The 19933-nt window shown below is 62.2% G+C and carries 20 protein-coding genes and 1 pseudogene; 9 read left to right on the top strand and 12 right to left on the bottom strand.

Features of this window, described 5'->3' with window-relative positions:
- Positions 1 to 13 precede the first annotated feature (13 nt).
- The gene (locus tag GWK63_RS15980) at positions 14 to 715 is read left to right on the top strand and encodes a glutathione binding-like protein (RefSeq protein ID WP_007399369.1); all 702 of its coding nucleotides are present in this window, start codon (positions 14 to 16) and stop codon (positions 713 to 715) included.
- 72 nt (positions 716 to 787) lie between these two features.
- Here the strand turns inward: GWK63_RS15980 and GWK63_RS15975 are convergent, their stop codons facing one another.
- The gene (locus GWK63_RS15975) at positions 788 to 1384 is read right to left on the bottom strand and encodes a glutathione S-transferase family protein (RefSeq protein ID WP_039999458.1); all 597 of its coding nucleotides are present in this window, start codon (positions 1382 to 1384) and stop codon (positions 788 to 790) included.
- A gap of 86 nt (positions 1385 to 1470) precedes the next feature.
- On the opposite strand from GWK63_RS15975, the gene GWK63_RS15970 reads away from it, so the two are divergent.
- Entirely contained in the window at positions 1471 to 2028 is a 558-nt protein-coding gene (locus tag GWK63_RS15970; protein ID WP_039999417.1) for a TetR/AcrR family transcriptional regulator, read from the top strand.
- 158 nt (positions 2029 to 2186) lie between these two features.
- Positions 2187 to 2447, top strand: a complete 261-nt coding sequence (locus tag GWK63_RS15965; protein ID WP_166498172.1) for a hypothetical protein — start codon at positions 2187 to 2189, stop codon at positions 2445 to 2447.
- Positions 2448 to 2547: 100 nt separating this feature from the next.
- On the opposite strand, the gene GWK63_RS17570 is transcribed toward GWK63_RS15965, so the two are convergent.
- Both GWK63_RS17570 and GWK63_RS15955 read right to left on the bottom strand, forming a co-directional pair.
- Entirely contained in the window at positions 2548 to 2928 is a 381-nt protein-coding gene (locus GWK63_RS17570) for a GFA family protein (RefSeq protein ID WP_206068411.1), read from the bottom strand.
- A 111-nt stretch (positions 2929 to 3039) separates the two neighbouring features.
- Positions 3040 to 3576, bottom strand: coding sequence for a GNAT family N-acetyltransferase (locus GWK63_RS15955; protein WP_112209678.1), 537 nt, complete (start codon positions 3574 to 3576; stop codon positions 3040 to 3042).
- Positions 3577 to 3783: 207 nt separating this feature from the next.
- On the opposite strand from GWK63_RS15955, the pseudogene GWK63_RS15950 reads away from it, so the two are divergent.
- Positions 3784 to 4392 (top strand): annotated as a pseudogene (locus GWK63_RS15950) (membrane-bound PQQ-dependent dehydrogenase, glucose/quinate/shikimate family); the annotation flags it as partial.
- A gap of 255 nt (positions 4393 to 4647) precedes the next feature.
- On the opposite strand, the gene GWK63_RS15945 reads toward GWK63_RS15950, so the two are convergent.
- The 3 genes from GWK63_RS15945 to GWK63_RS15935 form a co-directional block, all read right to left on the bottom strand.
- Positions 4648 to 5697: an NAD-dependent epimerase/dehydratase family protein gene (locus GWK63_RS15945; RefSeq protein WP_007398558.1), complete on the bottom strand. Its 1050-nt coding sequence runs from the start codon at positions 5695 to 5697 to the stop codon at positions 4648 to 4650.
- 69 nt (positions 5698 to 5766) lie between these two features.
- The gene (locus GWK63_RS15940; RefSeq protein WP_007398557.1) at positions 5767 to 6510 is read right to left on the bottom strand and encodes an SDR family oxidoreductase; all 744 of its coding nucleotides are present in this window, start codon (positions 6508 to 6510) and stop codon (positions 5767 to 5769) included.
- 61 nt (positions 6511 to 6571) lie between these two features.
- The gene (locus tag GWK63_RS15935; protein WP_237701088.1) at positions 6572 to 7354 is read right to left on the bottom strand and encodes an SDR family oxidoreductase; all 783 of its coding nucleotides are present in this window, start codon (positions 7352 to 7354) and stop codon (positions 6572 to 6574) included.
- A gap of 168 nt (positions 7355 to 7522) precedes the next feature.
- Between GWK63_RS15935 and GWK63_RS15930 the strand changes: the two genes are divergently transcribed.
- The gene (locus GWK63_RS15930; protein ID WP_007398555.1) at positions 7523 to 8437 is read left to right on the top strand and encodes a LysR family transcriptional regulator; all 915 of its coding nucleotides are present in this window, start codon (positions 7523 to 7525) and stop codon (positions 8435 to 8437) included.
- Positions 8438 to 8491: 54 nt separating this feature from the next.
- Here the strand turns inward: GWK63_RS15930 and GWK63_RS15925 are convergent, their stop codons facing one another.
- A complete protein-coding gene (locus tag GWK63_RS15925; protein WP_007398554.1) occupies positions 8492 to 9439 on the bottom strand; it encodes an alpha/beta fold hydrolase in 948 nt (315 codons plus the stop codon).
- On the bottom strand, positions 9436 to 10539 hold the full coding sequence (locus GWK63_RS15920) for an alkene reductase (RefSeq protein ID WP_007398553.1): 1104 nt from the start codon (positions 10537 to 10539) through the stop codon (positions 9436 to 9438). The genes GWK63_RS15925 and GWK63_RS15920 overlap by 4 nt, the downstream gene beginning before the upstream one ends.
- A gap of 124 nt (positions 10540 to 10663) precedes the next feature.
- Here GWK63_RS15920 and GWK63_RS15915 point away from each other — a divergent pair, with 124 nt between their 5' ends.
- Positions 10664 to 11572, top strand: a complete 909-nt coding sequence (locus GWK63_RS15915) for a LysR family transcriptional regulator (protein ID WP_007398552.1) — start codon at positions 10664 to 10666, stop codon at positions 11570 to 11572.
- Between the two features lie 18 nt (positions 11573 to 11590).
- On the opposite strand, the gene GWK63_RS15910 is transcribed toward GWK63_RS15915, so the two are convergent.
- Positions 11591 to 12511 carry a LysR family transcriptional regulator gene (locus tag GWK63_RS15910; protein WP_007398551.1) on the bottom strand — a complete coding sequence of 307 codons (921 nt, stop codon included), beginning with the start codon at positions 12509 to 12511 and terminating at the stop codon, positions 11591 to 11593.
- Between the two features lie 113 nt (positions 12512 to 12624).
- Here GWK63_RS15910 and GWK63_RS15905 point away from each other — a divergent pair, with 113 nt between their 5' ends.
- Entirely contained in the window at positions 12625 to 13887 is a 1263-nt protein-coding gene (locus GWK63_RS15905; protein ID WP_223846582.1) for a serine hydrolase domain-containing protein, read from the top strand.
- A 62-nt stretch (positions 13888 to 13949) separates the two neighbouring features.
- A complete protein-coding gene (locus tag GWK63_RS15900) occupies positions 13950 to 14786 on the top strand; it encodes an oxidoreductase (protein WP_039998940.1) in 837 nt (278 codons plus the stop codon).
- A 100-nt stretch (positions 14787 to 14886) separates the two neighbouring features.
- Here GWK63_RS15900 and GWK63_RS15895 read toward each other — a convergent pair whose 3' ends face one another.
- Both GWK63_RS15895 and GWK63_RS15890 read right to left on the bottom strand, forming a co-directional pair.
- On the bottom strand, positions 14887 to 15804 hold the full coding sequence (locus GWK63_RS15895) for an SDR family oxidoreductase (protein ID WP_039998938.1): 918 nt from the start codon (positions 15802 to 15804) through the stop codon (positions 14887 to 14889).
- A 29-nt stretch (positions 15805 to 15833) separates the two neighbouring features.
- Complete coding sequence (locus GWK63_RS15890; protein ID WP_039998988.1) at positions 15834 to 16571, bottom strand: SDR family oxidoreductase; 738 nt, start codon at positions 16569 to 16571, stop codon at positions 15834 to 15836.
- A gap of 115 nt (positions 16572 to 16686) precedes the next feature.
- Here GWK63_RS15890 and GWK63_RS15885 point away from each other — a divergent pair, with 115 nt between their 5' ends.
- On the top strand, positions 16687 to 17583 hold the full coding sequence (locus GWK63_RS15885) for a LysR family transcriptional regulator (RefSeq protein WP_039998986.1): 897 nt from the start codon (positions 16687 to 16689) through the stop codon (positions 17581 to 17583).
- A 241-nt stretch (positions 17584 to 17824) separates the two neighbouring features.
- Here GWK63_RS15885 and tkt read toward each other — a convergent pair whose 3' ends face one another.
- Positions 17825 to 19912, bottom strand: a complete 2088-nt coding sequence (gene tkt / locus GWK63_RS15880; protein ID WP_007398544.1) for a transketolase — start codon at positions 19910 to 19912, stop codon at positions 17825 to 17827.
- Positions 19913 to 19933 lie beyond the last annotated feature (21 nt).

Below are 19933 nucleotides of genomic sequence, written 5' to 3'. Positions count from 1 at the left end.
AAGGACGCGTTCCATGATCGATCTTTTCTACTGGCCCACACCGAATGGCCACAAGATCACGCTGTTTCTGGAAGAAGCCGGGCTGGATTACACCATTCATCCTGTCGACATCAGCGCGGGAGATCAGTTCCGGCCGGAATTTCTGGCCATTTCTCCCAATAACCGCATGCCCGCGATCATTGACCGGGCCCCGAAAGATGGTGGTGAAGCCATCAGCGTTTTTGAATCGGGTGCGATCCTGCTCTATCTCGCGGAGAAGACGGGCCTGTTTCTGCCTGCGGATGTCCGGGGTCGCACGGCGGTCACCGAATGGCTGTTCTGGCAGGTCGGCGGACTGGGGCCGATGGCGGGACAGAACCATCATTTCGGACAGTATGCACCGGAGAAAATTCCTTATGCCATAACGCGCTATGTCAACGAGACCAACCGTCTGTATGGCGTGATGGACCGGCGTCTGGCGCGGGTGCCATTCCTCGGCGGTGCCAATTACAGCATTGCGGATATGGCCAGCTATCCATGGGTCGTGCCGTGGCAGCGCCAGCAGCAGAATCTTGAGGAGTTTCCGAACCTGAAGCGCTGGTTTGATACCATCGCCGCGCGCCCGGCAACGATACGGGCCTATGAGAAAGGGAAAGACCTGTCGGCGCGACCCAGCGTGACAGAGGAGGGAAAGAAAATCCTCTTCGGTCAGACAGCGCGCTCGGTCAAAGCTTAGCGGGGGCAGCGCTGTCGTTCAGGTGTCCTGTGACAGTCTCAATGCAGAACAGGCCTTTGATGCAGACGCCTGTTACGACAGGCCTGGAACTGCCACGAAACCGGGCAACGCACGAACCCGTTCGAACCAGCGTTGCAGGGCAGGGTAGGGTGTGAGGTCAATGCCGCCTTCAGGGGCAAGAGCGAGATAGGGAAACACGGCGCAATCCGCGATGGTCGGGTGTCCCAGTGCCAGCCAGTCATGAGTGGCAAGATGGGCGTCAATTCGAGGCAGAAGCCGATCTGTCCAGCGGAGCGCCGCTTCCATATCCAGCGGATATCCAAATTTGCGGATCAGTCGTGCCGTATTCGGCCCATTGCGAATTTCAGATGCTGCCACTGACAGCCATTCCATGATCAGAGCCTGCGAACGACCATCTTCCGGCCACCAGCTTCGTGTTTCCAGCTTTGCCGCCAGATAGACAAGAATGGCCTGGGAATCCCGGATGACAGTTGGTCCATCGATCAGCACCGGTACTTCCTGCCAGGGATTGAGGGCTGTGAAGGCAGCACTCTTCTGTTCGCCAGCGCTCAGGTCAATGGGGAGAAGCTCCAGCTCAATTCTGGTAAGAGCTGCGAACAGGCGCACCTTGTAGCAGTTTCCGGATAGTTCGAGATTATAGAGTTGCATCGTCTCGTAACCTTTTCCCATCTTCCTTGCCTCTGCACTCAGGCGAGTTTATAAAAGCTACCGACCGGTCGGGTGTAAAGACTAAAATGAAGACGACGCTGCGTAATATCGTGATGGAGGCCCGTGAGCTGTTTCGGGAGTACGGTTATGATGGTGCCTCCATGCAGGATCTCGCGTCTCGCGTCGGACTGAAAAAAGCCAGTCTTTACACGCGTTTTCCGAATAAGGCGGCGCTTGTCCCGGAAGTCCTCGCGCTCACTCTGGAAGAGACTGTCCAGGGTTTGCCGGACCCGAACGATGACTGGCAGCTCACCTGGCAAACTTTGATAGGTCGTATCGAAAAGACATTTGAAGAGCGCCAACGCTGTGTGGGGCTGCATCTGGCCTATGGCGTCACATCGGCCACGCCTGAAGCGCGGGCAGCGGTCTGCCAGTTTTTTACGGCCCTACGGGAGAAAATGACCCAGATATTGCGGGTCGGCGATATTTCCGACCCGGACACCGTTGCCGCAGACACACTGGCGCAGCTTGAGGGGGCCACGCTGTGGATCACTACGTCTGGAGATGTGATGCCGCTTCACCGGGCTGCGGAAAAGGCCCGCGAGATCGGTAACCCGCATCTGCCGCTTGGAAAGAGCATGTGACTTTGAAGTCTGGGTTTCCGCGGATGGCGAAACGTGGGACGGAAAGTCCGGATACGACTTCATGAGTGCTGCTCAACAATCCTGCGAATATTCCACAGCATGCGGCGGCGTAGTAACCCGCTGACGGGGTGGATCAGAAACCAGTACGGGGTAAAGCGTTGTCTGGCCTTGTCACTGAGGCAGAGGACACGTGTTTCGGTTATGAGGCGACACCTGCTTTTGCTAATGGGCGCGACAGTAAAGCCAAGAACCAGTTTGCAGAGATCTCCCTGCCGTACGGCCATGAAAGCGTCAGGAGAAGGAATGGAGCGAAGTCCATAATCGGCATGCCAGAAGGCTCCGACCAGAACCAATGGCCAAGTGGAACGCATGAACTGGACAATCAAGGACGCGACCTGTTGATTTTCACTGAGAACTGATGGGGTGGATGCCCGCTCCCGACGGCATCGCGCTGGGGAATTTTCCGACAGCACATGTGGGGAATTTTGAAACAGCATTTACAAGCGTCTATCCTCTGATTTATATCGATTTTTTTGCGTCACGTGATCGTGGGTAAACTACAAGGTCGTCTGTGATCTGGCCCCAATCGAGAATTTCGCCTGCCCAGACGTGGAAAGTCGGAGGGGCCGCGTTCGGGTTGTCCAGGCTCACTGTCATGACGTCGAGTTCGGCGGGAGAGTCATCCCGGCGATATGTCAGGGGCGACCCGCACCGACCGCAGAAACTACGGGTGACGCCAACGGAGGACGTGTAATCAATCGGTTCACCATGGGTATAGCGAAAGTCGGCGGAGCGGACGCCAATGAAGGGAAGGCAAGGTGCCGATGCCGTGCGCCGGCAGGTCTTGCAATGACAAATACCACTACTGAGCGGAGCCCCGTTAATGATGTAACGGATCATGCCGCAAAGACACCCACCCTCCATCTATCCCTCCTAGCGAAATAATTCCATGATCTCATTTTGTAACGTTTACAAAACAAACATTAATTAAATAAGAGTTATATAAAATATTTATAAATTGTCCTTTATATATTCATCCCGTGTGAGAATGAAAATTTGATCGTTTGTCGTTTTAGTGTGCGGCACATTTTCTGGACGCATTCCGATCTTCGTCGCAACATTGATAGATCCTTCATTTTCTATACGAATGTCGGCGATAATTTTATCCAAACCAGAAACTAAAAATGCGTATCGGAGAACTGCTGTTGCGGCTTCCGTCGCGTAACCTTTGCCCCATGCCTTTCTGACCAAGCGCCAACCAATTTCAATGTCTGGGCCGACACTGTTATGAGGGGCCAGCAGAATCCAGCCGAGAAACACATCGGGTTGTCCATGTTCAAATATCGACCAGTATCCGAGACCATTTCCGTAGTTTCTTTCGATCCGTTTGCGTACGAATGATATATGTTGATCGGGGTCGTCCCATGGACCCACCACGAATTTTGTGACTTCAGGATCACGATCCATTGCGACGCTCGCATTCAAATCGGATAGAGTTCTCGGCTTTATAACGAGACGTGCCGTCTGGAATATCGGAAGTTCTGCCATTCGGCTCCCACCTGCACGATGTTCGTATTTATCGTATTATGCATATGTCCCATAATTTTGTGAGCGTTAGATCGCAATTTGAAGTGAATGTTGGTATCGGCCACACCGTGCCCCCGCAACCACTTCCATCATAAATCTCTCATCATCGACGTCTGATCGCCATGGGGAATTTTCAACCAGCACATTTGGGGAGATTACAACCAGCACTCACACCTGATCGCGAACTGGAATGCATCGCCGATGTATGCCCAGCTGATTACCCGCGGCAAGGCCGATGCGCTGAAGCTCATGCCGATCGACGACCCGCATTACCACCCCGGCGCAGGCGCTGCCGAGGGCAATGGCCCGATGGAAGGCACGCCCTACGCCATCACCATCGCCCCGTTCTGGGACCCGTTCACGCGCATGCTGTGCCACAAGCCCCCTTATGGCATGATTACCGCGATTGACATGAAGCACGGCCAGAAAGTGCTGTGGCAGCACCCGCTGGGCACGGCGCGCGCCAACGGGCCGTGGGGCCTGCCGACCGGCCTGCCGTGGGAGATCGGCACGCCCAACAATGGCGGCGCGGTGGTTACGGCGGGCGGGCTGGTGTTCATCGGGGCCGCGACGGACAACCTGATCCGCGCGATTGACGAGCGCACCGGCAGGGTCCTGTGGTCCCATGTGCTGCCCGGCGGCGGGCAGGCCAACCCGATGACATATGAGGTCAACGGACGGCAGTATGTGGCGATCATGGCGGGCGGCCATCACTTCATGATGACGCCGGTCACGGACCAGCTGGTGGTCTTCGCCCTGCCACAGGCGGCACGATAGAGCCGTGCGTACTGTAAGAGACTGTTTAAAAACAAGTCATTGATAAAAAAATAATAAAATTTTTTGGATGCTGCCTTTTTTCAAAAAGGCGGCGTTCTTTGAAGCTTTTTGAAAAAAGCTTCACCAAAAACTTCTTTATGATTGCTGGATGTCTTCCGGCCTAACTTTTCAAACAGTCTCTGGCAGGCCGGGTTCAGGCTCCCTGCGGGCCGGACCCGGTCGCCCCGCTCTGCGCGGGCGGGATACAGCTGCATATCATCCGACGTCAGCGTTAATGATGCGCGGGATTACGCCGTTCTGCTGCTGGCGTTCGATCGCGCCGATCAGGACCGCGAGCGGATCGGCATCCTGCGCGTATCCGGCCAGCCGGATCTTGGTCATGTCGGAGATGACATCGGCCTGTGTCCCGAACACGAAATCGCCAAACCCCCAGCCAACGGCTTTGGCGTAATCGGGCTGGACCAGATCCCTTGCAATCGCGTCCCAGACCGGGGCGAGCGCGGGCATGTGCCCGGCCAGCGAGAACGGGATCGGCTCACCTGTGGTCAGGCCGAAATGCCGCGCCACACCTTCCCATATCCGGCGCCAGCGGAAGGGCGCGTGCACGTAATTGAAGGCCTGACCGGCAGCCGCACCGGATGTTGCCGCCCACAGGCTGGCGCGGGCCAGAGCGTGGGCATCCGTGACCTGTGCCAGGCACCTGTCATATGTTTTATAGGAACCGGGAAACCGGAACGCGGCCCCGTCAGCCGCACAGATGGCGGCATAGGCGCCGATGACGGTTGCGATGTTCATCGCATTGCCCGCGGCATCGCCCACGACCACATCAGGCCGCAGGATGGTCCATTCGGGGCCACTGGCTTCATGGCGGGCCTGCAATTCACGCTGCTGCGTAAAATAGAAATTCGGGCCGATCGGACGGGGGTTTTCATCTTCGTAAAACGGCGTCGAGACCGGGCCAAGATGCACGCCATACACCTTGGCGCCCTGATACAGGACAACCCGCCGCAGCGGTGCGCCAGCGTGCTGCAATCCATCAAGCAGGTTGCGCAGCATGGCCGCATTGCGCGTATCCTCCCCGGCCAGCCCGCCACCGGGACCATAGGCGGCATAGAACAGATGCGTGCAGTCCGCCGCTGCTTCCAGCGCCCCGCGCGTCTGCGCGGCATCGGTCAGGTCCGCGCGGATATCGCCATGGCTGCGCGACAGGCCACGGGCTTCCCAGCCGGGTGCGCGGGCCAGTTCCTCCAGCAGGGCCTTGCCAATGATGCCGTTCGCGCCCGCGACAAGTGCCTTGTAAACCAATTCCGTTCTCCTTGCTGCAAGACCGCCCTGCGCGGTACTGTCCCATGCCGGCGCAGCCCGTCATTGCCTTTAGAATGTCTGTGCCGTTGGCCGGATAATAATCTCGTTAACATCGACATCCGGCGTCTGGGAGATCGCATACAGGATAGCCTTGGCGACTGCGTCGGCACTGATCTCCGCCGTGGCATACATGGCCTCCACCGCGTCTTTCGCCGGGCCTGCGCTGATATGGGTGGGCAGTTCGGTCGCGACCGCACCCGGGGAGATGACCGTGCTGCGGATGTGCGGCCCGGCTTCCTGACGGAACCCTTCGGCAATCGCGCGCACGGCGAACTTGGTGCCGCAATAGACGGCAAAACCCGGCCCGACCTTGTGCCCGGCCACCGACGAGACCGTGATGACATGGCCCGAACCCTGCGCCTGCATGACCGGCAGGGCCGCGGCAATGCCGTACAGCACGCCCCTGATGTTGACGTCGATCATCTGGTCCCACTGATCGACCTTCAGGTCAGCCAGGGGGGCGACCAGCATGACGCCCGCATTGTTGACGAGAACATCCAGACGGCCGAATTCCCTGACAGCCCCGTCAACAAACGCCTGAACCTGTCCCCGTTGCTGAACATCCAGCTCAAGCGCAATGGCCCTGCCGCCCGCGCGTTCGATATCCGCCACGATGCTGGAAAGCCGGTCCATCCGGCGCGCCCCAAGCACGACGAAAGCGCCGGAGCGCGCCAGCCGCCGGGCCGTGGCCTCGCCAATCCCGCTGCTGGCCCCGGTAATGGCCACGACCCTGCCCTGAAGGGAATTGCTCATGAAACCTGTCCTTTATGGTATCTGGATGAAGGATTGAAATGTGCCGGTCCCGGCCCGCCCTTCACGGGCTGGCATCCGTCGAGAGGGCAATGTCTTTCTGTGCCTCGAGCTGTGCAAGCCGTCCTGCCAGTGCCGCATGCATCAGCCGGTAGGCGTCACTGCCAAGGGCCAGACGCCGGGGCGCGGGTGTGACATCCACACAGGCGATCATCTCGTGGACCATCTTTTCCGGATCGCCGATGGGCGTGTAGGAATCCCGGGCCAGAACCGCGCGGCGTGCGCTGAACGGGACCGCCTGATAGGCCGCGAGTGGCGCGGCCATGACCATGCTGCCCCGGCCGAACTGCGTTCTGGCTGCCCCCGGTTCGATCAGCGTCGCCTCGATCCCGAATGAGGCGACTTCCTGCACAAGGCTTTCGAAAAACCCCTCGATCGCCCATTTGCTGGCGTGATAAAGGCTGAGCCCCGGAAACGCGACCTGTCCGCCCATTGATGAAAGCTGGAGGATACGCCCGCCCCCCTGTGCGCGCAGATGCGGCAGGACCGCCCGGACCAGTTCGATCGATCCGATGACGTTCGTATCAAGCTGCTGCCGGATCTGGGCGCTCGAGACCTCCTCCACCGTGCCAAACAGCCCGTAGCCGGCATTGCTGACGATCACGTCAATCCGGCCAAGCTGCGCGAAGGCCCGGTCCACGACCTGACGGACCTGCTGCGTGTCGGTGACATCCAGCGCCGCCAGATGCAGGCGCCCCGGATACCGGGACTGAAGACCGTGGAGCCTGTCGGGCTGGCGCAAGGTGGCGACAACGGTATCGCCGCGTTCGAGAAGGCGCTCGGTCATAATACGGCCGAACCCCGAGGACGTTCCGGTAATAAGCCAGTTTCTGGACATCAAAATCCCTTCCCGATCCACGAAGCCCGGTGCGTTGCGGCCACTGGCAGGAAATCTGCCGCATCCCGATAGCTGGGTCTATGCACGGAAATGCGCATGAACTATTGAAAAAACACCATGAATAAAACGCCCAGCCTGCCGGAACTGACGGCCTTCCTTGCTGTTGCGCGGCACCAGAGCTTCCGCATTGCGGCAGACGAACTCGCCCTTTCGCCCTCAACGCTCAGCCACATGATCCGTGCCCTTGAGGAACGGCTGGAACTGCGGCTCTTTCACAGGACAACGCGCAGCGTCGCCCCGACAGAGGCAGGCGCGCAGCTTGTCGCGCAACTGGCCCCCATTCTTTCCAGCCTTGAGCAGACGCTTGCCACTGTCGGCATGCTGAAGGCACGCCCTTCGGGCACATTGCGGATCAATGCCTCCAGGCATGCCGCCCGCGCCCTGCTGCGCGACATCATGCCCTTCTTTGTGCACCGCTACCCTGATGTGCATGTTGACCTTGTGACCAATGGCCGGTTCATCGACATTGTGGCGGAAGGTTTTGACGCGGGCATCCGTCTGGCTCAAGCTGTGCCACAGGATATGATCGCCGTGCGATTTGGCGCTGATGGGCGCTTTGTCGCCGTTGCCTCGCCTGATTATCTTGCCACGCATGGCATCCCGCGCACGCCCGATGACCTGCTCCATCACGCCTGTATCCGCTTTCGCCTGCCCGGCGGGCGGCTCTACCGCTGGGAGTTCGCGCGTTACGGGCAGGATCATGTCATGGATGTCGCCGGTGCCCTGACGCTGGACGACATGGATCTGATGGTCGATGCAGCCAGCGCGGGGCAGGGCATCGCCTTTGTCTCCGAAGAGACGGCCCGGGAAGCCCTTGAAAAGGGACGGCTTGCGATCATTCTGGATGACTGGTCGCCGGCCTTTCCCGGTTATGCCCTCTATTATCCCGGACACCGGCTGGTCCCGCCCGCGTTACGGGCCTTTATAGACGTTGTGAAGGAATTGCAGGCGCGCCAGATCGGCACGCCATGACTGGTTTGTGGCCGTATCCTGTCGCCACCATCGCCATCTCATGCGTGCGCCGTATTATGCTCCGCGTTCCGCCCAGAACTGCAACAGTTCGCTCGCAACCCGGCGCGGTGCTTCCTCGGGCATGTAGTGACCGCAATTTTCGAACACGCCGCCCCGCACGTCCGTCGCAACGGATTTCATGGTTTCATACAGGACGGTGCCCGCCCCGTTATCCGCACCCAATGCCAGCACCGGAATGGACAGCGGGCGCGCGGCGCGCCGCCGGTTCGCGTTCAGGCCATCGGGGCTGAAGACATGCCGGTAATAGGAAAGCGCCGCCCGTGTTGCCCCCGGCGCCGCGTTGACCCGGACATATTCCTCAAGATCCGTCGGCGTGATGGTCCATGGGCGGGTTGCCTTGACCCTGAACAGCCATGTCAGGAATTCACGTTCACGCCCCTGCAGCAGGATTTCCGGCAGGTCATCAAGGCGGTTGAAGGCGAAATGCCATGTTTTCAGGTTGACCGCATCCGGCAGGACATCAACGGCCGGCACCTGCGTGATACCGGGCAGGGCCGCATCAAGGACCGCCAGCCGTCCGACATCCTGCGGCCAGTCCGCCGCATGGGCGTAGCTGATCCAGCTTCCGACGTCATGCCCCACCACATCAAGGGGACCATCCGCCGCAAGGCCCAGCGCCTGCACCAGCCCATGAATATCGGCGGCAACCGTCTGGAGGTCATACCCGCTGGCGGGACGGCCTGAATCGCCCATGCCTCGCGGATCGAGGGCGATGACCCGCCGCCCGGCCTGACGGAGCAGGTCCATGACATGCCGCCACGCGTACCAGCTCTGTGGCCAGCCCGGCACCAGCAGGACGGGTGGCCCGTCCCCGCCTGCCACATAGTGAAGATCCACCCCGCCCGTCCGGGCCGTTTCATGCCCGAACACGCTCCAGAACGCCCCCGGATCGAATGGCGGACAGGTATCGTCCGCCACTGTTGCGATGATCTGACCTGTCATGCCTGCATTTCCTTCACCGGGACATCGTGGAAAGGATAGTCGGTATAGCCATGCGCATCACCGCCATAAAATGTCGTGCGATCATAGGCATTGAGTGACCAGCCATGCCGCAGACGCGCCACGAGGTCCGGATTGGCGATGAATGCGCGCCCGAAGGCAACCAGGTCCGCAGTCCCCGACGCCAGCAGCCGGTCCGCACTGTCATGCGCAAACCCGCCAGCGGCAATGATCGTGCGCGAAAACAGGGGACGGAGTGCGGCGGCATCCACGGGGTTGTCCTCGGCATCCAGACCGAGACGGGGCTGGACGATATGCATATACCCTGCCCCCATCTCCTCCAGCATGCTTGCCACATAGCCAAAGGTCGCGTGACGGTCGCTGTCGGACATCGACCCGTACGAACCGCTGGGAGACAGCCTGACGCCCACGCGCGCCGGCCCCCAGACATCCATGGCCGCCTGTGTCACCTCACGCAGGAAACGGGCGCGGTTCACGATCGGGCCGCCATAATCGTCCGTCCGCCGGTTTGCGCCATCCTGCAGGAACTGGTCGGGCAGGTAACCGTTCGCGCCGTGGATTTCCACACCGTCGAACCCGGCCTTCAGGGCACGTTCAGCCGCCGCGCGATAGGCGGCCACCAGCACCGGAATCTCGTCACGCTCAAGGGCGCGGGGCGTATCGAAGGGCACGGTGCCCCGCAGGGTCCATGCCACGCCATCCGCCCGGATGGCCGAGGGCGCAAGCGGCGCACCACCGCCGGGCTGGAGAATGCGGGCCGACTGACGCCCCACATGCCACAACTGCTGGATCATGCGACCGCCTTTGGCATGCACGCCATCGGTAATACGCTTCCAGCCCGCGATCTGCGCATCGTCGTAAATACCGGCGGCCCGCTCGAAGCCGTAACCGGACAGGGCAACGGGAGAGGCTTCGGAGATCAGAAGCCCGCCGGGGGTCGCGCGCTGGGTATAGTATGTCAGCATCAGGTCATTGGGCAGGTTGCCGGGGCTTGCGCGCATGCGGGTCAGCGGGGCCATGACAACGCGGTGCTTCAGCAGCATGGAGCCGACGAATTTCGGGGTAAAAAGCAGATCGGTCATGAATCGGTCTTTCGTTTTGCGGATTGTATGGGCACTTCCCTGCCCTGAAATGAACGATAGACATGCCGATCCTGTGCTGGCAGACCCTGTATTGACCTAATGTTCATTCCATAAGGGAATAACCATGGACCGCCTTCAGGCCATGACCGTGTTCGTACGCGTTGTCGAAACCGGCTCCTTCACCGCCGCTGCCCGCCAGATGGGGATGGGCCAGCCTGCGGTGTCCAAGATCGTGGCCGGGCTTGAGCAGCAGTTGGGCACCCAGCTTCTCCTGCGCTCGACCCACGGCCTGACACCGACCGATACCGGCCAGCGCTATTTCGAACGGGTCGCCCGCGTTATCGCGGATGCGAACGAGGCCGATACGCTGGCGCGGAACAGTCTTGCCGATCTGAGCGGCCGGTTGCGCGTGGCGGCCCCCACGACATTTGGCCGCCTGCAGATCATTCCCCGGCTCGGGCGGTTCCTGTCGGCCCATCCGCGCCTTGAGGTGGATATCGAACTCGATGACCGGCGCGTCGATCTCGTGGCGGAAGGAATCGACGTGGCCCTGCGCGTGGGGCCACTGCATGAGAGTGCCGTGGTCGCGCGGCGTCTGGCGCGCGGGCGACGGTCCGTCATCGCCACGCCAGCCTACCTTGCCCGGGGGCCGACCCTGATATCCCCGAAAGACCTTACGCATCACCAGGCCATTCTGTACACACGCGGCGGCACACTCAGGCAGACCTTTCGCCGGGGAGAAGAAAGCGTTGATGTCACACTCGGCTCACGCCTGCGCCTGAGTGCGGCGGAAGGCGTGCGGGCGGCCGTGCTCGCGGATCTGGGGCTGACGGTATCCGCTGACTGGATGTTCCTGAGCGAACTGCGCACGCAGGCGGTCGTGCGCTGCCTGCGGGACTGGACGCTCCCGGCGGTCGATCTGTGGGCGCTCCTGCCCGCCGGGCGCCTGACCAGTGCGCGGGCGCGCGCGTTCATGGATTTCGTGACGGAGATCATCCAGCAGGTGGAGGCGGAACAGGGCGCGTTCGATTAATGCCGCTGACCTGTCTGGCTATACCGGCTGCATGGTCCACGGGGCCGTGCCATCGAACGCGCGCACCAGAAAGTCGATCATGGCACGTACCTTGGCAGGCGGCGTCCGGTCCGGGGCATATAACAGGTGAATATCGCCCAGTGCGGCGGGGGGCGCATCAAGCGTGAGAACCTCCAGCCGACCCGCGCGAACGGCATCGGCCACGATGAAGTCCGGCTCGTAAATGATCCCCAGTCCAGCGCTGGCGCAGGCGACCAGCGCATCACCATTATTCGCGCACAGGGGGCCACGCACGGGAACGCGCCGCTCCCGTGACCGCCCGTAAAACCACTCTCCCGGCTTGGCGATGCCGGAGAGCGAAAACCCCAGACAGTCATGTTCCGACAGGTCAGCCCAGGATCGGGGCCGACCGCGTCCTGTCAGGTAATCGGGGGCCGCGCAGACCAGCAGTTCGCACGCGGCCAGCCTGCGGGTGACAAGGCGGCTGTCCCTGAGGCGGCCGATGCGGATGGTCAGGTCCCATCCCTCCCCCGTCAGGTCCACAATCCTGTCATTCAGCCCCAGATCGACCGTGACTGCGGGATGCTGCGCGTGAAACGCCGGGATCAGCGGCGCGATATACCGCACCCCGAAAGACAGCGGGACATTGAAGCGCAGGACGCCGGACGCCTCGATACGCTGTGAGGCAATACGCGCCTCGACCTCCTCCAGTTCGGGAAGGAGGCGCTGGCACAGTTCCAGATAATGCTGGCCCGCCTCGGTCAGGCTGAGCCTGCGGGTGCTGCGATGGCACAGGCGCACGCCCAGGCGCCTTTCCAGCGCATCCAGATGCCTGCTGGCCATGCCGGGTGACAGGCCCAGCGCCCGGCCGGCGGCCGAAATGCTGCCCATCTGCATGGCACGGGAAAAAAGCTGCATGCCGGTAATGCGGTCGAGCATGTGATTGATGACTGTCCGTATAAACTGAATTGATTTCCTGCCTGATTATGTCCCGAAACGGCAGGAACTACGATAGCGCCCTGACAATGACACAAAACAGCAGGGGCGAAGGCATGCGACAGCGAACACAGGCACGGCATCACGCCGTTACGGGGCGGCGCAGCATTCTTGGTGCGGCCCTGCCGGCCGCCATGTGGGCATCATCGCTCTCCCCCGCATCGGCTGCGGGGGGATCAGCCGCCAGTGCGCGCGCAGGCGCGATCGACAATGTTCTGGATCAGGCTGTCCGTTCGGGCATGATTGTCGGGGCGGGCGTGATGGTCGCGGAACGCGGCAGGACCGTTTATCAGCGCGCGGTCGGCCTGGCCGATCGTGAGGCTGGCGTTGCGATGCGGACGGACACGCTCTTTCGCCTGGCCTCAATGACCAAGCCGGTCATCTGCGTTGCAGCACTTGCCCTGATGGAACGGGGCAGACTGTCACTGGACGCGCCTGTAACACGCTGGCTGCCCGATTTCCGCCCCGCCCTGCCGGACGGAAGGCGACCCGTCATCACCATCCGGCACCTGCTGACGCACACGGCGGGGCTTGGCTATGGCTTTCTGGAACCTGAAACCGGCCCCTACCATCGGGCAGGCGTGTCGGACGGGCTGGACCATTCCGCTCTCACGCTGGCAGAAAACATCGCCCGGATCGCATCGGTTCCCCTGCTCTTTGCCCCCGGAACGACATGGCATTATTCGCTCGCCATTGATGTTCTGGGCGGGGTCATCGAACGTGTGACTGGCAATGATCTGCCTGCGGCGGTCAGGAATCTCGTGACCGGCCCGCTTGGCCTGGACACCATGGCCTTCACGGTGCCTGAAGGCACGCCGGTCGCCATCCCGTATGGCGATGGCGGAGCGGCGGGGGCCGTGCGCATGACAGACCCGTTCAGCCTGAAATTCGGGCCGGGTCATGTGGTGTATTCGCCTTCCCGCGCCTTCGATCCGGTCGCGTGGCCATCCGGGGGCGTCGGCATGCTGGGCACGGCCGCCGATTATCTGCGCTTTGCCGAGGCCATCCGGACGGGAGGTGCCGGGATACTGAAGCCAGAAAGCGTCGCCGCCATGACGGGCAATGCCATAGGCGACCTCCCGGTCGGGGCGGCGGGTCCGGGTTTTGGCTGGGGGCTGGGCGTTGCGGTCCTGACAGACCCGGCAAAGGCGGGACTGCCGCTCTCACCCGGTTCATGGAACTGGTCGGGCCTTTATGGCACCGGCTTCTGGGTCGACCCGGCGCGTGAACTGAGTGTCGTGGCGCTGACCAATACGGCGGTTGCGGGAATGACCGGGCCGTTTCCGCTGGCGCTGCGCCGTGCGGTCCATGCGGCCTGAGCCTGCGACCATTCCTCATCCGACCGGAAACCATCATAAAACACATGGAAACAGAACCAGAGATGACACAAACTCAGACGCGCCGCTTTTTCATTACCGGCGTCAGCAGCGGTCTGGGCCGCGCACTGGCCGAGCAGGCCCTGGCTGACGGTCATGATGTCACAGGCACCGTCCGGACGGACAGGGCGCGGGAGACATTCGAGGCGCTTGGAGCACGTGCAACCGGCATTGTGCTCGACGTCACGGATTACGCCGCCATCAAACCCGCCATCGACCGGATTGAAGCCGATCAGGGACCGATCGACGTGCTTATCAACAACGCGGGTTACGGGCTGGAAGGCACGATTGAGGAGGCATCGCTGGACGAGATCCGACGGCAGTTCGAGGTCAATGTCTTTGGCGCCATCGCAATGATCCAGGCGGTCCTGCCGCATATGCGCGCGCGCAAGGCCGGTCATATCCTCAATGTGACCTCGATGGGCGGGATGATCACCATGCCGGGGCTGGGTCTTTACCATGGCAGCAAGTTCGCCCTCGAAGGCATTACCGAGGCCTTGGGCAAGGAGGTGGCCGGTTTGGGAATTCATGTCACAGCCGTGGAACCCGGTGCGTTCCGGACCGACTGGGCCGGGCGGTCCATGGTCAGGGCAGAACGTCATATTCCCGATTATCGCGCAGTCTTTGAGCAGCTACACGAACGCCGTGCCGAAAATGACGGGCCTCATCTGGGTGATCCGCAACGGGCCGCGCGGGCAATGCTGGAAATCCTGAAGGTCGCGGCGCCGCCTGCCCACCTGCTGCTGGGCAGTGACGCGGTGCGGCTTGTCGGCGATCAACTGGCACGCCTGCAGGCGGAATTCCAATGCTGGCGGACGCTGTCCTGTTCAACGGATGCGTGACCCCGATAAACGGACATAAAATTTTCCGGGTGTCGCCCTTCCGCAAAGGGCGACACCCGGATGCAAAGGCAGGCGGCTCCAGACACCGCCTGATGCAAGATCAGGGGGAAGCCGGTCGTGTGGGTGCCGCGATATGCAGCAGGTCCTCAAGACCGATGCGCCGTAGCAGTTCTGCCCGCATCCTGTCGGCTACACCGTTGACGATTTCCGCCCCGTCCTGTGCCGGATCGACATGCACCCGGAACGGGCGGCTACCGCGCGGTGCCTCCACAACCGCTTCGATCGCCCGGGCCACGCTCTGCGGGTCTGCATCGGCCGGCTCGAGGGCTGCCAGCCCTGCAAGCGCCTTTTGCTCCACGTCCTTGTATGGCCCATCCATATAGGCCCGCGCCACGGCCTGATCGGCCGGGGCACCGGCATCACGGAAATGGTTGGTGCCCTTGGTAAAGGCGCCCGGCACGATGATGGTCGTCTCGATCCCCCAGCGGGTCAGTTCACCGGCATAGGAAATGGCCAGCGCATCCATTGCCGCCTTTGCCGCGAAATAGGGGCCGAGGAAAGGCGGCGTGCCGCCCCGCGTGCTGGATGACGAGACCCACACGACCAGTCCCTGCCCCCTTTTGCGCATATGCGGCAGGGCCGCGCGATTGAGGCGCTGGGTGGACAGGACATTGACGTCATACAGCGCCGCCAGCTGCTCTGGCGTGAACGCTTCCGCCGGGCCAAAACACATATGGCCCGCATTATGGATCACGACGTCGATCTGGCCCTGTTCCGCGATGATCCGGTTGACCGCCGCCCCGACCTGTGTGTCCTGAAGCACATCGAGTTCGACGGTCCGCAGGTCAACTTTCCAGTCCGTTGCAAAGCGGGTCGCGTCCTCCACCGCCGTTTTTCCCCGGCCCGTGGGGTCCAGAATACCGGCATAGACACAGTGCCCGGCAGTGGCGAGCGCCCGTGCGGTCATGGCGCCAAACCCGCTCGACGCCCCGGTAATCAGGACAACCTGCCTGCCCATGCTGCTTTTTCCTTCCACGACCGCTGCCCTCAGACCATGCCACCATTGGCGCGCAGGGTCTGGCCATTGATCCACGCGCCATCCGGCCCCACAAGGAAGGCCACGGCCGCCGCGATGTCATCCGGCGTGCCCAGCCGTTCCAGCGGGTTCATCTTCGAGAGTTTTTCGATCAGTTCCGGGCTTTTGCCATCCAGGAACAGCGCGGTTCCGGTCGGCCCCGGTGCGACCGCGTTGACCGTGGTGTTCCGGCCACGCAGTTCCTTGGCCATGATGGCCGTCAGGGTCTCGACCGCCGCCTTTGTAGCGGCATAGACGCCGTAATTCTCGAATTTCAGCCCCACGACACTGGTCGAGAGATTGACGATGCGCCCGCCCTGCCGAAGCCGCTTCCCCGCCTCGCGCAGCGTGTTGAACGTGCCGCGGAAGTTGATGTCCACCTGTCGCGTAAAGGCGGCATCATCCACATCGGCAATCCGGCCCAGCGTCATGATCCCGGCATTGTTGACCAGCACATCGACCCCGCCGAAGGCCTTCTCCGCCGCATCGAACAGCGCGGTCACGGCCGCCGGGTCGGACACATCGGCCCTGACCGGCAGGGCCTCGCCGCCAATCTTACGGATCTGCCCTGCAAGTTCGTCCGCCTGCGCAGCGTTGCCCGCGTAATTGATGACAACCGCCAGACCGTCCTTCGCCAGTCGTGTGGCGATGGCGGCGCCAATCCCGCGTGATGCGCCCGTGACGATCGCGACTTTCCTGTCCTGTGTCATATCCATTTTCCTTCTGCCTGTGGTCATCTGGACCATGAAGGGAACCCTGCCCCTTTTCGGCCGCCGGATAATCCCGCATAATCCGGACAGGCCATTCGGAAAAAGGGAACAGTCCATGGACCGGCTGGACGTCATGCGCCTGTTCATGCGCATCGTGGACCGCGAGAGCTTTACCCAGGCGGCAGAGGACATGAACCTGCCGCGTTCGACCGCGACCGATGTCATCAAGGCGCTGGAAGCCCGGCTTGGCGTGCGCCTGCTGCACCGCACGACGCGCCAGGTCAGCCCTACACCGGAAGGCGAAACCTATTACCGCCGCTGCCGGCATATCGTGGCCGAGATCGAGGATGCCGAGGCGGCATTCGGCACTGTCCGGCCCAAAGGCACGTTGCGGATTGATGTGCATGGCACGCTCGCGCGCCATTTCCTGCTGCCGGCCCTGCCGGCATTCTTTGCCGCCTATCCGGATATCGAACTGCATATGAGCGAGGGCGACCGGCTGGTCGATCCCGTCCGTGAAGGCATGGACTGCGTGCTGCGGGTGGGCGAACTGAAAGACAGCGGGATGGTGGCCCGGCAACTGGGCATGCTGGAGGAAGTGACCCTTGCCGCCCCGGCCTATCTGGAAGCCCATGGCGTCCCGACCCACCCGGACGCGCTGGCGGAGGGCCACTTCATGGTCGGCTTCCAGTCCAGCCTGCGGGGGCGCATCCTGCCGCTGGAATTCGTCATTGACGGAAAGCAGCGTGATATGGTCCTGCCCCTCCACATGGCCGTCAACGCGGCGGAAAGCTATGTTTCAGCCGCGCGGGCGGGGCTGGGCATCATCCAGATCCCGCGCTATCACGCGACGCACGACCTCATGGCCGGAACACTGGTAGACATCCTGGCGGCGTTTCCGCCCACCTCATCCCCCGTCGCACTTCTGTACCCGCATAACCGGCAGATGTCGCCGCGTGTACGCCTTTTCATTGACTGGGTTGCGGAGATTTTCCATCGCACCCGTCCCTGATGCCGATCCGGACCGCCGGGAAATCCGTTTCCATCATGGGCACAGAACCCGGCGGAAAAGGAACCCGGCCTGCGCATCGCGCATGTCGCTCAGGCCAACCAGGGACCATGCGCGGGCGCGGACGGCAACCCGTGCCGTCAGCCCAGCGCCCCCCTGACGGGACGTGCGGGCGGGGGAGCAGGACGCCTTGCCTCCCCCTGATGGTTGATACGCCATGCGTTCATGGCCGGGACATGCCGGTTCAGAGCATGGCGCGCGCGACCGCAAGCACGGCATCGTCCGTAAAGCCGAATTTCCGCATCAGGTCCTGATAGGGCGCGGAAGCCCCGAAGGACTGCATGGCAATGATCCTGCCCTGCGCCCCCGCATAGCGCTCCCAGCCAATCCCGCTGCCGGCTTCGATCGTAATGCGCCGCGTCATTTCCGGTGGCAGGACGGACTCCCGGTAGGATTGGGGCTGTTCTTCAAACAGTTCCCAGCATGGCAGTGAGACGACACGCGTGGCCACGCCTTCGGCCCGGAGCTTTTCATGGGCATTGATGGCAAGGTGCAGTTCACCCCCCGTCGCGATCAGGATAAGCTGCGGGTCGGGCATGTCGGCAACCACATAGCCGCCCCTGCGCAGCCCGTCCGCCGCGCCGTAGCGCGAACGGTCAATCGTGGGCAGCGCCTGTCGGCTCAACGCGAATGCAACCGGGCGGGTGGAGGATTCCATGGCCACCTGCCATGCGACGGCCACTTCATTGGCATCCGCCGGCCGGATGGTCAGCAGGTTCGGGATGCCGCGTAGCTGGAGCAGATGCTCGACGGGCTGGTGGGTTGGACCGTCCTCGCCCATGCCGATGGAATCATGTGTCAGGATATAGATGACCGGCAGGCCCATCATGGCGGCCAGGCGGATGGGTGTTTTCATGTAATCCATGAAAACAAGGAAGGTGGCGGCGTACGGACGCAGGCGATAGGACGCCATGCCGTTGCAGATCGCGCCCATTGCATGCTCGCGGATGCCGAAATGGAAGTTCCGGCCGCTGTAATCACCCTGCCACGCGGGGGATTCAAACCAGCCTGTTCCCCCGAATGTCAGCGCGGATTTGTTCGACGGGGCAAGATCGCCCGAACCACCAAGCAGGAACGGCATGACCTGTGCAACGGCGTTCAGCACCTCGCCCGACGTCTCGCGCGTTGCCTTGCCAGCCGGATCGGGCGCGTAATCCGGGCACGCCGCCTTCATGATCCGCGCCATGTCCGCGCCACCGTGTTCCATGCGGTCAAGTTCGGCGGCAAGATCCGGCCAGGCCGCGCGATAGGAATCCATCATGGTGCGCCATGCCCCATGCGCCCGCGCGCCCTGCATGCCCGAGCGCATGTGCTCCAGCACGCCGTCCGGCACGAGGAACTGCGCATCCTCCGGCCAGCCATAGGCGCGTTTCGTCTCGCGCACCTCTTCCACGCCCAGCGGGGCACCATGCGCGGATGCCTTGCCCGCCTTGTGCGGCGCGCCATAGCCGATAACGCTGTGCGTGATGACAAAAGTGGGTCTTGTCAGGTCATCGCGCGCGGCGCGCAGGGTGGCGCGCAATGTCTCCAGATCATTTATATCGGCAACTTCCAGCACATCCCACCCGGCCGCGCGGAAACGCGCCGCCAGGTTTTCGGTGAAGGTGATGTCGACATTGCCCTCGATGGATATCCTGTTGCAGTCATACAGCCAGACAAGATGCCCCAGCTGCAGGTGCCCCGCCAGGGAGGCGGCCTCGGCGCTGATGCCTTCCATAAGGCAGCCTTCGCCGCAAAAGGCATAGATGTGATGGTCGAACACGTCATGGCCGGGCCGGTTGAAATACCTGCCCAGCCAGGCCCGTGCGATTGCCATGCCGACCGAAACCGCCAGCCCCTGCCCCAGCGGCCCGGTTGTCGTTTCCACCCCCGTCGTGACACCGTATTCGGGATGGCCCGGCGTGCGTGAGCCAAGCTGGCGGAACTGCCGCAGGTCATCAAGCGTTACGGCCGGGCGGTCGGTCACATGGCCACTGGCCGCCATCTCGCGCACGCCCGCCAGGAAAAGTGTTGCATAGAGCATGGACGAGGCATGGCCGACCGACAGTACAAAACGGTCACGATTGATCCACCCCGGCGCCGCCGGGTCGTATTTCAGGATATCGCGCCACAGCACGTAGGACGCGGGCGCCAGGCCCATCGGCGTACCCGGATGGCCGGAATTGGCTTTCTGGATGGCATCGATCGCCAGCGTACGGATGGTATTGATGGCCAGGAGGTCCATGCCGCCTGACGATGTATCCAGATGAGGCATGTGACTGACGGTATCCATTGGGCCGCGCTCCAGCTCTGT

The organism is Komagataeibacter rhaeticus, from assembly GCF_011611525.1.
Taxonomy (GTDB): Bacteria; Pseudomonadota; Alphaproteobacteria; order Acetobacterales; family Acetobacteraceae; genus Komagataeibacter; species Komagataeibacter rhaeticus.
This window is presented reverse-complemented; position numbering and strand designations above follow the sequence as displayed.

What these genes read in the sequence shown, in the direction of transcription:
- GWK63_RS15980 (WP_007399369.1), top strand. Translation starts at nt 14, where the DNA reads ATGATCGATCTTTTCTACTGGCCCACACCGAATGGCCACAAGATCACG.
- GWK63_RS15975 (WP_039999458.1), bottom strand. Translation starts at nt 1,384, where the DNA reads ATGCAACTCTATAATCTCGAACTATCCGGAAACTGCTACAAGGTGCGC.
- GWK63_RS15970 (WP_039999417.1), top strand. Translation starts at nt 1,471, where the DNA reads ATGAAGACGACGCTGCGTAATATCGTGATGGAGGCCCGTGAGCTGTTT.
- GWK63_RS17570 (WP_206068411.1), bottom strand. Translation starts at nt 2,928, where the DNA reads ATGATCCGTTACATCATTAACGGGGCTCCGCTCAGTAGTGGTATTTGT.
- GWK63_RS15955 (WP_112209678.1), bottom strand. Translation starts at nt 3,576, where the DNA reads ATGGCAGAACTTCCGATATTCCAGACGGCACGTCTCGTTATAAAGCCG.
- GWK63_RS15940 (WP_007398557.1), bottom strand. Translation starts at nt 6,510, where the DNA reads ATGAGCAATTCCCTTCAGGGCAGGGTCGTGGCCATTACCGGGGCCAGC.
- GWK63_RS15935 (WP_237701088.1), bottom strand. Translation starts at nt 7,354, where the DNA reads ATGACCGAGCGCCTTCTCGAACGCGGCGATACCGTTGTCGCCACCTTG.
- GWK63_RS15930 (WP_007398555.1), top strand. Translation starts at nt 7,523, where the DNA reads ATGAATAAAACGCCCAGCCTGCCGGAACTGACGGCCTTCCTTGCTGTT.
- GWK63_RS15925 (WP_007398554.1), bottom strand. Translation starts at nt 9,439, where the DNA reads ATGACAGGTCAGATCATCGCAACAGTGGCGGACGATACCTGTCCGCCA.
- GWK63_RS15920 (WP_007398553.1), bottom strand. Translation starts at nt 10,539, where the DNA reads ATGACCGATCTGCTTTTTACCCCGAAATTCGTCGGCTCCATGCTGCTG.
- GWK63_RS15915 (WP_007398552.1), top strand. Translation starts at nt 10,664, where the DNA reads ATGGACCGCCTTCAGGCCATGACCGTGTTCGTACGCGTTGTCGAAACC.
- GWK63_RS15910 (WP_007398551.1), bottom strand. Translation starts at nt 12,511, where the DNA reads ATGCTCGACCGCATTACCGGCATGCAGCTTTTTTCCCGTGCCATGCAG.
- GWK63_RS15905 (WP_223846582.1), top strand. Translation starts at nt 12,625, where the DNA reads ATGCGACAGCGAACACAGGCACGGCATCACGCCGTTACGGGGCGGCGC.
- GWK63_RS15900 (WP_039998940.1), top strand. Translation starts at nt 13,950, where the DNA reads ATGACACAAACTCAGACGCGCCGCTTTTTCATTACCGGCGTCAGCAGC.
- GWK63_RS15895 (WP_039998938.1), bottom strand. Translation starts at nt 15,804, where the DNA reads ATGGGCAGGCAGGTTGTCCTGATTACCGGGGCGTCGAGCGGGTTTGGC.
- GWK63_RS15890 (WP_039998988.1), bottom strand. Translation starts at nt 16,571, where the DNA reads ATGACACAGGACAGGAAAGTCGCGATCGTCACGGGCGCATCACGCGGG.
- GWK63_RS15885 (WP_039998986.1), top strand. Translation starts at nt 16,687, where the DNA reads ATGGACCGGCTGGACGTCATGCGCCTGTTCATGCGCATCGTGGACCGC.
- tkt (WP_007398544.1), bottom strand. Translation starts at nt 19,912, where the DNA reads ATGGATACCGTCAGTCACATGCCTCATCTGGATACATCGTCAGGCGGC.